Below are 12,231 nucleotides of genomic sequence, written 5' to 3' on the forward strand. Positions count from 1 at the left end.
TAAGGGGCGGCATCAGGAGGGGCGTTAGAAAGATTGTTCAAGCGTTCAATCCGGACGATTGACCCCCTCTCAAAGGGGACGTACAAGATTTTCATGAGAACTGAACATCCGAATACTTCCTGCGATGTGGAACGTCCCGTCGTCTCCCTGCGAACCGTCATCATTGCTGTGGGGGCCGCCCAATTCATGCTCCCGTTCATGCTGTCCGGCGCGGGGCCGCTGCTGCCCGCCATCGGGCGGGATCTGCACGCCAGCGCCATGCAGTTGAGCCTCATCAACGCGGCCTATACGTTGTCGCTGGCGATTTTCCATCTGGTGGCGGGCCGGGTGGGGGACATGATCGGGCGCAAGAGGCTTTTCCTCAGCGGCCTGTCGCTGTTTGTCGTGATGTCGGCCCTGCTGCCGTTCGTGACGGACATTTGGCTGTTCCTGTGCTGCCGTTTCGTGCAGGCGATGGGCACCGCCATCATGAACACCTGCGCGCTGGCGATCCTGGTGAGCTGTGCGCCTCCGGAACGGCTCGGCAGGGTGCTCGGGCTCACCTCCATCGGCGTGTACAGCGGCCTGTCGCTCGGCCCCGGCCTGTCCGGCCTCCTCGGCACGGCCCTCGGCTGGCAGTTCCTCTTTTTCAGCGTGGTCCCCATCGGGATCATCGCGTGGCTGCTCATGTACTGCAACGTCCGCTGCGACTGGAAGGACGCCCCGGACGATCCTTTCGACTGGAAGGGGAGCCTCTTCTACACGCTCGCCGTCAGCTCATTGTCCATCGGGGCCATCTGGCTCTTTTCCGGCGCATGGGCGGGCGTCCTGTTCGCCTTGGGGGTAGTGTTCCTCGGTCTGTTCCTGTGGGAGGAGCGCCGCTCGCACCACCCCATTCTGGACGTCGCGTTTCTCGTGAGGAACAAGGCGTTCGCCCTGAGCACGCTGGCCTCCTTCATCAATTATAGTTCCATTTTTGGGGTGACCTTCTATTTTAGCCTGTATCTCCAAGGCGTCCACGGGCTGTCCTTGCTCGAAACCGGGCTGCTTTTGTCGGCGCAGCCCGCCGTTCAGGTGTTTATTTCGCCGTTCGGCGGGCGCATGGCGGACAGGCACGGCGCGGACGTCATCGCCACGCTCGGCATCGCGGTGTGCGGCGTCGGCCTGCTGGTGGCATCTTCCCTCGACGGGGCGTCGCCGCTGTGGGTGGTCACGCTGGTTCAGCTTGTGATAGGTTCGGGCACCGCGCTGTTCGCGTCTCCGAACACCAGCGCAATCATGACCAGCGTGGACGAGGCCCACATGGGGCAGGCATCGGGGCTGGTGGGGACGGCCCGCACGCTCGGGACGCTGTCGAGCATGGTCATCATTTCCCTGACCATGAACGCCTATCTGGGCGACGAGGCGCTCGGCCCGAACAACATCCCGGAATTTTTGGAAGCGATGCACGTCAATTTCGCCCTGTTCGGGATACTCAACCTGCTCGGCATCTTCTGTTCGCTCGGAAGGATGGGCGGCCGCGTCAGGCGTCTTTCGCATCGGCTGCTCCATCCGTGGAATCATCATTAAGACAGGTCGGTTATGACAAAGACACTTCTTCTGGATTGCGGCAGCGGCGGCAGGGCTTCCCAGCGGCTCATCAACGAACTCTTTCTCGAACAGTTCGACAATCCCATACTTTGGACGCTGGACGACGCCGCCAGGCTGGAACTTTCCGGCCCCATCGCCATGAGTACGGACGGGTATACCGTCACCCCGCTGTTTTTCCCCGGCGGCAACATCGGCACGCTGGCGGTGCACGGCACGGTCAACGACGTGTCCATGCTCGGCGCGCGGCCCAGATACCTGACCTGCGGCTTCATCCTTGAGGAGGGCCTCGATCTCGATCTGCTGCGCAAGGTGGTGGAAAGCATGGCGGAGGCGGCCCGCAGCGCCGGGGTGCTCATCGTGTCCGGCGACACCAAGGTCGTGCCGCGCGGGGCCTGCGACAAGCTGTTCATCACTACGGCGGGCGTAGGCGAAATCCTTGCGGATCCGTCGCCGTCCGGCAGCGGCGCCAAGCCCGGCGACGCCATTCTGGTAAGCGGGGCCGTGGGCGATCACGGGCTTGCCGTGCTCGGGCAGCGCGACAGCCTTTCGTTCCTGCAGGGCGTCGAGAGCGACAGCGCCGCGCTCAACAAGATGGTGGAGCGCCTGATGCTTGAGGTTGGGGACATCCATGTGCTGCGCGATCCCACGCGCGGCGGGCTGGCGACCACGCTGAACGAGATCGCCGGGCAGTCCGGGGTGGTTTGTTCCATTGAGGAGGCCGCGATCCCGATCCACGATGCGGTGCGTTCCGGCTGCGACGTGCTCGGCCTTGATCCCCTCTACCTCGCCAATGAGGGCAAGATGCTGTGTTTTGTGCCGGAAGCCAAGGCGCAGGCCGCGCTCGACGTGCTCCGCTCCGAGCCGCAGGGCCGCGAGGCCGCCCGCATCGGCACCGTGCTCGAAGCCGTGGCCCCGTCCCGTCCCGGTCAGGTCGTGCTCCAGACGCCCATCGGAGGCCGCCGCCTGCTGTCCATGCTCGAAGGCGACCAGTTGCCGAGGATTTGTTAGGAAAGTTGGGATGGTGGGATGATGTGGGGAGGGGAGAAGGAACTTTTCTGAAGAAAAGCTTCCTTCTCCCCTCCCCTCATCTTCCAAAGACTTTTGTAATCGGCGTCAGACGCGGCGTTGTATGCCGGGCAGGGTTGGATGAAGGGATGCGGCAGCGGGGCTGTCATTTTATGCAGTGAATTTCAGGCATCAGCGTGGCCTTTGATAGTTCGGCTTCACACCTTCGCGTACCGCCTTATCTTCCAAAGACTTTTGTAATCGGCGTCAGGCGCGGCGTTGTATGCCGTGCGGGGTTGGATGAAGGGATGCGGCAGCGGGGCTGTCATTTTATGCGGTGAACTTCAGGCATCGGCGTGGCCTTTGATAGTTCGGCTTCACACCTTCGCGTACTGCCTTATCTTCCAAAGGCTTTTGTAACCGGCGTCAGGTGTGGCGTTGTATGCCGTGCGGGGTTGGATGAAGGGATGCGGCAGCGGGGCTGTCATTTTATGCGGTGAACTTCAGGCATCGGCGTGGCCTTTGATAGTTCGGCTTCACACCTTCGCGTACTGCCTTATCTTCCAAAGGCTTTTGTAACCGGCGTCAGGTGTGGCGTTGTATATCGGGCAAGGCCGGATGAAGAGATGCGGTAGCGGGGCTGTCATTTTATGCAGTGAACTTCAGGCATCGGCGTGGCCTTTGATAGTCTGGCTTCACACCCTCGCGTACTGTCTCATCTTCCAAAGACTTTTGTAACCGGCGCCAGGCGCGGCGTTGTATGCCGGGCGGGGCCGGATGAAGGGATGCGGCAGCGGGGCTGTCATTTTATACAGTGAATTTCAGGCGTCGGCGTGGCCTTTGATAGTTTGGCTTCACACCCTCGCGTACCGCCTTATCTTCCAAAGGCTTTTGTAACCGGCGTCAGGTACGGCGTTGTATGCCGGGCAAGGCCGGATGAAAAAACGTTGATGTCTGCGGGGCTCACGGGCAGAGTGCGGGGGCTGCGCTGATTCGCCCCTGAACTCCTTTCGTGCAGCCTCCCCACCCGTCGAAGTTTTTGCGGGAGGGGGTACGGGGGAGGGCGCTTTTTTCAAAAAGCGTCCTCCCCCGATTCATCCCTCTTCACGGTACAAGGCTCTGGAAACGCGAGGGCGCGGGCAAGGCATGGGAGGGCTTGGGGAAGGCGCTTTTTCCTGTGGAAAGGCGGCCTTCCCTTTCTGTTATAAAGAAAACCCTGTCGTCGTCATTTGCCAATCGGTGAAGCATGTCTTATTAGTTGAGGGATGCGGTACTCGCCGTGTATCCTCTTTTTTGGGAGTTTTCATGATAGGTTTCCTCGTACGCAAGATTTTCGGTAGTAAAAACGATCGTTTTCTGAAAAAACTCAGGCCGCTGGTGGCTAAAATCAATGCGCTTGAGCCCGAAATGCAGGCCCTTGCGGATGAGGAGCTGCCGCAGCGCCTGGCCGTTTATCGGGAACAGGTGCAAAGCGGGGAAAAGGATCTGGATGCCGTTCTCCCCGAAGTGTTCGCCCTTGTCCGTGAGGCCAGTACCCGTGTGCTCGGCATGCGCCATTACGACGTGCAGTTGCTCGGCGCGATGGCCTTGCACAACGGCAAGATTGCGGAAATGAAAACCGGCGAAGGCAAGACCCTCGTCGCCACCCTCGCCGTCATCCTGAACGCGCTGGAAGGCAAGGGCGTCCACGTCGTTACCGTCAACGACTACCTCGCCAAGCGTGACGCCGAATGGATGGGTCGGCTGTACAACTTCCTCGGCCTTTCCGTGGGCGTCATCGTCGCCGGCCTGAGCGACGAGCAGCGCAAGGAAGCCTACGGCGCGGACATTACCTACGGCACGAACAACGAGTTCGGCTTCGACTACCTGCGCGACAACATGAAGTTCTACGCCGAGCAGTTGGTGCAGCGCGGCCACCACTACGCCATCGTCGACGAAGTGGACTCCATCCTGATCGACGAAGCGCGTACGCCGCTCATCATCTCCGGCGCTTCCGACGAATCCACCGATCTGTATCAGAAGGTGGACGAAGTTGTCCGCACCCTCGAAAAGGAAAAGCACTACACCGTTGACGAGAAGGGCAAAACCGCGTCGCTCACCGATGAAGGCGTGCAGTATGTGGAAGAAAAGCTCGGCGTCGACAACCTGTATGATACCGCCAACATCACGGCGCAGCACCATGTGTTGCAGTCCCTCAAGGCGCATACCGTATTCCGCCGCGACGTCGACTACATCGTGAAGGACGATCAGGTCGTCATCGTCGACGAATTCACGGGCCGCCTCATGGCCGGGCGCCGGTTCAGCGACGGCCTGCATCAGGCCCTTGAAGCCAAGGAACAGGTCACCATCGCCGCCGAGAACCAGACCCTCGCCAGCATCACGTTTCAGAACTATTTCCGCATGTACGACAAGCTGTCGGGCATGACCGGCACGGCCGACACCGAAGCCGTGGAATTCGCCCAGATCTACGGTCTGGAAGTGTCCACCATCCCGCCGAACCGCCCCATGATCCGCAGGGACATGCCTGATCTCATCTACCGGACGCGGCGTGAAAAGATGCAGGCCATCATTCAGGCCATCAAGGAGCTGCACGCCACAGGCCAGCCCGTGCTGGTGGGTACGATTTCCATCGAAACGTCCGAACTCATTTCGCAGCTCCTGAAGCGCGAAGGCGTGCCGCACAGCGTACTCAACGCCAAGCACCACGCGCAGGAAGCCGAAATCGTCGCGCAGGCCGGTCAGGTCGGCAAGGTGACCATCGCCACCAACATGGCGGGGCGCGGTACGGACATCAAGCTCGGGGAAGGCGTCGTCGAACTTGGCGGCCTGCACATCCTCGGCACCGAACGCCACGAGAGCCGCCGTATCGACAACCAGTTGCGCGGCCGTTCCGGGCGTCAGGGCGACCCCGGCTCATCCCGCTTCTATCTGTCGCTTGAAGACGATCTGATGCGCCTCTTCGGTTCCGACCGCCTTTCCGGGCTCATGCAGAAGCTTGGGATGCAGGAAGGCGAACCCATTGAGAACAACATGGTTTCCCGCGCCATCGAGAACGCCCAGAAGCGGGTGGAAGGCCATCATTTTGAAATCCGTAAGACCCTGCTGGACTATGACAACGTCATGAACCAGCAGCGTACCGTCATCTACAGCCTGCGCCGGGATCTGATGCGGGAGCCGGATCTTGAGCCCATCCTGAACGAGTATCTGTCCGATCTGCTGGACGATATGTATGACGGGCTCGAAGTTTCCAAGGCCGCGCATGACATCGAGGAAGAAAAGCCCGTGCGCGCCCGTTTGTCCGAGGTCATGAACATTGACCGCGTGCTGCCCGGCGATGCCCCCCTGCCGACCCGTGAAGAGGCGCAGGAGCTGGTGCAGTCCATTCTGGCCCAGTTGAAGGAAGAGGCCGGGCCGCTGTACGCCGACCTGCTGCGCTACTTCCTTCTGGAAGAATTGGATCGCGGCTGGAAGGAGCACCTCCGCAACATGGATTTCCTGCGCGACGGCATCGGCCTGCGCGGTTACGGCCAGCGCGATCCCAAGCTGGAGTACAAGCGCGAAGGCTTCAACATGTTCCAAGAACTGCTCGTACACATCCGTGAGGGGGCGTTCCGCGCCCTTACCCGTGTACGCGTGGAGCAGCGCCCCGCGGAAGTTGCGGAAGAAGCCGTAGCCGCGCCCGAACCGGAACCGATGTTCCAGCACAAGGAGCAGCCGCAGCAGCTTTCCTATTCCAACGAACCGGAGGAACTGCTTGGGGCCCCCGCTCAGGCCAGGGCCGAGAATAAGCCGGGCCGCAACGATCCTTGTCCCTGCGGCAGCGGCAAGAAGTACAAGAAGTGCTGCGGCGCGAACGAGAAGTAGTGAAAGAGCTTTTGGGGAAGGGAGGGCTTTCCGAAAAGGCCCTTCCTTCTCTCGGATTGCCGATGAAGGGCACAGCCCCGAAAAACCTTTTCGTGTACCGGGTTCCCATGCGTGGGGTTCCTGCCGCATGAAAAGAGTGCATGTGCAAACGCCTCCGGTGCTGCCGCGGGAGGCGTTTTTTAGTGGGCGCTGGTGAGGATGGGCTTGGGAACGCGTGAGATTGTCATGGCTTTTCCAAGGGAGTTCTGAGAAACTGAATCACCTCCCTGTTGGGATAGAAAAAGGAAAAGGACATTGGGGAGGCGGCTGAAAGGCCTCCTTTTTTCTTTGAGCTGTAAAGTGAGGTAGTGATGCGGAACCGTCTGGTGCTGTTGGCGGCTTTGATGTTGTGTCTGTCCGGTGTCGCGGCTGCGGCCCCGGCGGTGGATATTGTGCTGTACCCTTCAAGTGCGCAGGTGCAGGTCGACGATACGCTGGCTGTGGAAAACGGGGCCGTAGCGTTTGTGCTTCCTGCGGGTGCTGACTTGGATTCCCTTGTGATTTCTTTGGATAAAGGTGAGGTCACCAGCCGCCGGGCAATTCCGGTTCCGATGGCGGACAGTGAGGCCGTAGCGGCGCTGCGTCAGGATTTGGCCGAAGCGCGTGCGCGTGCGGCGGCGCTGGAAGGCGAAGCCGCGGCGGTGGCGGCGCGGATCTCGCTGTGGAGCAAGGGCGCGCTGGCGCAAGAAATTTCGATGGCGGAGATGGAAAAGCTGGATGCGGCTATGCCGGAACGCCTCAAGGCGTTGTATGTGCAGGCCGCCGCGCTGGAGCCGCAGGTCAAGGAAGCGCGGGAAGGCGTGGCGCGCCTTGAGCAGGCCCTGTCCGAATACGGTGATGCTGCGGAGGGCACCCGGATCGAGGCGCAGGTCAACGATCTCTCTGGAACTGTCCGGGTACGCTATTCGTATATGCTGTCCGGGTGCGGCTGGGCTCCGGCCTACCGGTTTGATGCCGCGCCTGAAAAGGGCTTGGTGCGTTTCACGCAGCAGGCGGAAATCCGGCAGGCGACGGGGCAGGACTGGAAGGACGTGCACCTTACGCTGGCTTCCTCCGATCCGGGCAGCGGGTTGCAGCCGGGAAGCCTGCCGGAGTGGACGTTGCGGAAGGCGGCAGGTATGCCTCGCGCGTTGGCTGCGGGCCCCGTCATGAAGTCGGCGGCGATGGATGCGGCCCCCAATATGATGAAGGCGGCTCCGTCCATAGATGTCCGTGAAATGGCGGCGTTTACGGTGTGGGACTTGGGGGCGCGCACGGTTCCAGCCGGTCGGCCCGTGCTGTTCGAGTTGGCGCGGGGCGGCTGGAAGGCGTCGTTCGTCCGCTTGGCCCGCCCCGGCTACGGCGGCAAGGCGGCGTGGCTGATGGCCGAGGTTCGTTTGCCTGAAGCCGTGGACTGGCCGCATGGCCCGGCGCAGTATTCGGTGGATGGGCTGCCCGTGGGGGTGGGGACGTTTGCGCTGTCGGGGGATCATGAGGATATGTTTTTCGGCAGGGATTCCCGTGTGACGGTGGACATGAAGCAGGATCTCCGTCAGAGCGGCAGCAAGGGCTTTGTGGGCAAGCGTCAGACCCGCGACTGGAAGTGGACGATTGAGGTAACGAACAACCATACGCAGCCTGTTGCCGTGCGCGTGGAAGATCCCGAACCGCAGATCGGCGACAGCGCCATTGAGGTGAAGGTCATCGCCAAGCCCGCCCCGGTTGTGAAGGATCACGTCAATACGTGGAACCTCACCGTGCCCGCTTCCGGCAAGAGCGTCATCGGCTATACCGTCGAAGCCTCCGCGCCTGAGGACATGCGCCTTATCGACGGGAGGTAGGAAAATTGGGGAGGGGGAGGGGAAACTTTCTGAGGAAAGTTTCCCCTCCCCCTCCCCAAACCCCTCCCTCTCCTCTTCAAAGACTTTTGTGTTTATTGAATCCCTGTTTGCAATGTTCCCTGTATATGAAAGCCGTCTGAAATGTTTCGGGCGGTTTTTTTGAAGCGGGCTGTTTTTAAGAGGGAAGGCTGTTCCAGCGTAACACGTTGGCATTTTGTTTTTCCTCCCCTCTTCAAAGGCTTTTGTGCTTATTGAATTCTTGTTTGCAATGTTCCCTGTATATGAAAGCCGTCCGAAAAGTTTCGGGCGGCTTTTTCTGAGGTGGGCTGTTTTTAAGGGGGAAGGTTGTTCCTGCGTAACATGTTGGCATTTTGTTTTTCCTCCCCTCTTCAAGGGCTTTTGTGTTTATTGAATCCTTGTTTGCAGTGTTCCCTGTATATGAAAGCCGTCCGAAAGTTTTGGGCGGCTTTTTTTGAAGCGGGCTGCTTTTAAGAGGGAAGGCTGTTCCAGCGTAACTTGTTGGCATTTTGTTTTTCCTCCCCTCTTCAAAGGCTTTTGTGTTTATTGAATCCTTGTTTGCAGTGTTCCCTGTATATGAAAGCCGCCCGAAATGTTTCGGGCAGCTTTTTCTGAGGCAGGTTGTTTTTAAGAGGGGAGGCTGTTCCAGCGTAACATATTGGTATTTTATTTTTTGAAATGGAAAATAGAAAAAGAATGGGCCGTCTCGGTCATGGCGTTTTCAGTGGAACAGTATAACAATACGGAATATTCAATATATTATGTGAATAGGTGGATTGTATTTCACGACAAAACTAAAGAAGAAGCTGCCCGAAGTTGATTCGTTTGGCTGTGTTATAGAAAATGGTTGATGCTGTTTTCCTTGAAACTCCAAAGGGATAACCGGAAAATGCCTTATCCGTGGATTCCGACAAGGGAAAAACTAGAAAAAAAGCTCTATTTTTCACCGCACCGTGGAGATGAAACAACCACATACTATAAACAGAGCCATTCGTTTTTACTTTGTCCAAGGCTGTGTCACGGCAGAAGATGGATATTCCATTTCTTGGAGTTCCAAAGAACCGGCCAACAAATACCCCGGTCATAGAGTCAGCCAATGAAAAAACAGAAGAAAAGACCGTGTTTTCACCATGCGGTAGAGATAAAAAGGCTACATCCTATGACAGTACCTTGTCCAAACTTTTTAGGTTTGTTTTTATCACACGGACAGTATATTAGGTTGTTTCGCTAATTATGTATAATCTATTGAAATTATGTAATTGTTTTAAGTCGCAAAAGATTATTTTAAATAATTTTCAAATAATTATATAAAATAACAATATAGCCTAGAGCGTTTTCACGTTGAAAATGCTCTTCCGATTGCGGGAAGCAGGCTGTCGCTGCGAAGGTACAAGTACAATGTTGCGTTGTTCAATGCCGGAGCAAGTATGTTTTAAACTTTAATATTATAAAATGTTAGGCTCTGTCATAGGGTATAGTTGTTTTATTTCAGCAGTATGATGAAAATAGAGGCTTTTTCTCCAATTTTTCGCTGACGGATCCCATGATTGGGGGCACGTTATTGGTTATTTCTTTGGAATTTCAAGAAATAAAACATTAACCTTTCCTATGTCACAGCAAATTTTAGAGTTCATTTGCTCCAGCCCTCCGCAGTTCCGGGGGACGTATGCGGACGGGAAACGCTCGGCAGTCCCCGGATCCGCCATCGACCCATACGAAAGTCTTTGGGGAGGGAGAGGGGAGGCTTGGAGGGGAGAGGGAGGGGCTTTCTCCAGAAAGGCCCTCCCTCTCCCCTCCAATTCCCTTACCCCATCCTTTTGAACATCTTGTCCAGATCGCTGGTGCCCCATTGCAGGACGCAGGGCCGCCCGTGCGGGCAGAACTGGCGGTTCTCGGTCATGAGCCACTGGGCGATGAGGTTGACCGCTTCATCCGGGGCAAGGGCGTCCCCGGCCTTGATCGCGGCTTTGCAGGCCATTGTAGCCCAGAGCGAATGGAGATCCTCCTTACGCCCGGCGAGTACCTCACGGATGAATTCCCCGGCGGCGGCACGCTCCAGCAAAGGCGGCACGGCACGCACTTCGAGCACGGTTCCGGCCCCCTGCTCCCGCAGCGCCAGTTCAAAGCCGAGCGCGGCGAGGGATTCGTGGAACTCCTGAATGCGTTCCCGTTCCGCCGGATGCAGCGTATATTCAAGCGGCAGCACCAAGGGCTGGGACATGCCCGAAAAGCCCCCGGCCTCTATCCGGGACACCAGCACCCGTTCGTGCGCGGCGTGCTGGTCGAGGATCAGCAGGGACGCATTCTCGCGGCTGTTGCGCATATCCCGGAGCAGCAGATACGTCCCGCCGATCTGCCCCATGTACACATAAGGGCCGACGCGTACTTGGCCTTCGCCGAGCTGTTCGATTTCAGGCTGTTCCGGTTCGGACTGTTTCGGCCCGGAAGGTTTGGCGCGGTCGGCGGCTGGTGCGGCTGACGGCTGCACGGCGGCATACGGCGGGTTTTCCGGCGACGGAGCCGAACCTGCCGTTGGGGGCTGCGGAGCCGCGAACGCTTGGGGGGCTTCGTGGAAGGCAGACGCGGCGGGCTTGTCGGGAGCCATATCCCAAGGAAGCCCTTCCTCGCCGTACAGCAGCGGATCAGGGGCGGAGGCCGGTTCGGAGGATGCCCGCCCCGACATGGGGGGCACGGAGGAAGGCGTTTCCTCGTGATCCGGCGGTATGAGGGGTTGCTGCTGAGGCCGCATGATCCGCTCCCGATCCGCTTCACCCCAAAAGCCGAGGGGCTTGGGTTCGTATGCAGGGGCATGGCGCGCTTTTTCGCCGGAAGGGGCCGCATCAAGATCGCCCGTGGGAAGGCTGCGGACAACCGCCTCTTCCACGGCCCGGAGTACGGCCCCGAACACGGAACGCTCATCCCGGAAGCGGACTTCAATCTTGGCCGGGTGCACGTTGACGTCCACTTCTTCCGGCGGCAGTTCCATGAACAGGACGATCTGCGGGTATTCCTTGGAGAGGAGGCGCCCCTTGTAGGCCTCGCGGACGGCGCGCAGGATGACCTTGTCGTTGACGGCCCTGCCGTTGACGTAGAGCAGCATCCGGTCGCCGCGCGGCTGGGCCTGTCCGGGCGGCGAGGTCAGCCCGTGGACGCGGATGTCATGGGTGGTGCGGTCGAACGGCAGCAGGGTTTCCGTAACGGAGTCGGGCCAGATGACCGAGAGGCGTTCCTGAAGGGACTGCCCGGCGGGGAAGCGGAGGACTTCCCGCGTCCCGGCAAGGAAGATGAAGCCCGCGTCCGTGTGCGTGAGCGCCAGACGGGTGAGGAGTTCCTGCGCGCGCTTCTGTTCGGTCGCGGGCGCTTTCAGAAATTTGAGGCGGGCGGGGATGGTGGCGAAGAGATCGCGGATTTCGACGACCGTTCCCTTGTGCAGGCCGCTCGGCCCTTGCTGGGCGAGCACGCCGTGTTCCATCTGGATGAAGGCCGCATCGGGTTCGGCGTCTTCCGAGGCGCGGAAAGCCGATTCCATGCGGAAGCTGGACACGGAAGCGATGCTCGGCAGGGCTTCGCCGCGGAACCCGAAGGAACTGATGTGCCAGAGATCGTCCATGCTGGTTATCTTGCTGGTGGCGTGGCGCGTGACGGCCAGCTCCAGCTCGGCGGCGGGGATGCCCACGCCGTTGTCCCTGACCCGGATAAGGCTCTGCCCGCCGTTTTCCAGCGTGACCTCGATCAGCGTTGCCCCGGCGTCGAGGCTGTTTTCCACAAGTTCTTTGACTACGCTCGCGGGGCGCTCCACGACTTCACCCGCTGCGATCTGATTGCGCAGTTCGGGGGAAAGGAGGTGGATGCCGCGGCGTTCGGCAGGTGAACCGCCGTGAGGAGGTGTTTCGTTCATGTCATTTGATATAGTGCC

The 12,231-nt window shown here is 59.2% G+C and carries 6 protein-coding genes; 4 read left to right on the forward strand and 2 right to left on the reverse strand.

All coding sequences use genetic code 11. The annotated features are described in order from the left end of the window. Positions 1–93 precede the first annotated feature (93 nt). The 4 genes from AC6I1V_RS11365 (at position 94) to AC6I1V_RS11380 (ending at position 8,297) form a co-directional block, all read left to right on the forward strand. Positions 94–1,548 (forward strand): MFS transporter, encoded by a 1,455-nt coding sequence (locus AC6I1V_RS11365; protein ID WP_337431131.1) that lies wholly within the window; start codon positions 94–96, stop codon positions 1,546–1,548. A gap of 12 nt (positions 1,549–1,560) precedes the next feature. Further along, positions 1,561–2,577: a hydrogenase expression/formation protein HypE gene (gene hypE, locus AC6I1V_RS11370; RefSeq protein ID WP_486854124.1), complete on the forward strand. Its 1,017-nt coding sequence runs from the start codon at positions 1,561–1,563 to the stop codon at positions 2,575–2,577. 1,302 nt (positions 2,578–3,879) lie between these two features. Further along, positions 3,880–6,438, forward strand: coding sequence for a preprotein translocase subunit SecA (secA, locus tag AC6I1V_RS11375; RefSeq protein WP_486854123.1), 2,559 nt, complete (start codon positions 3,880–3,882; stop codon positions 6,436–6,438). Between the two features lie 350 nt (positions 6,439–6,788). Next, complete coding sequence (locus AC6I1V_RS11380; protein WP_486854122.1) at positions 6,789–8,297, forward strand: DUF4139 domain-containing protein; 1,509 nt, start codon at positions 6,789–6,791, stop codon at positions 8,295–8,297. A gap of 232 nt (positions 8,298–8,529) precedes the next feature. Here the strand turns inward: AC6I1V_RS11380 and AC6I1V_RS11385 are convergent, their stop codons facing one another. Continuing rightward, complete coding sequence (locus AC6I1V_RS11385; RefSeq protein WP_497736995.1) at positions 8,530–8,823, reverse strand: hypothetical protein; 294 nt, start codon at positions 8,821–8,823, stop codon at positions 8,530–8,532. Between the two features lie 1,296 nt (positions 8,824–10,119). Continuing rightward, on the reverse strand, positions 10,120–12,213 hold the full coding sequence (gene mutL / locus AC6I1V_RS11390) for a DNA mismatch repair endonuclease MutL (protein WP_486854121.1): 2,094 nt from the start codon (positions 12,211–12,213) through the stop codon (positions 10,120–10,122). Positions 12,214–12,231 lie beyond the last annotated feature (18 nt).

Source organism: Bilophila sp. T19-St14, from assembly GCF_059728385.1.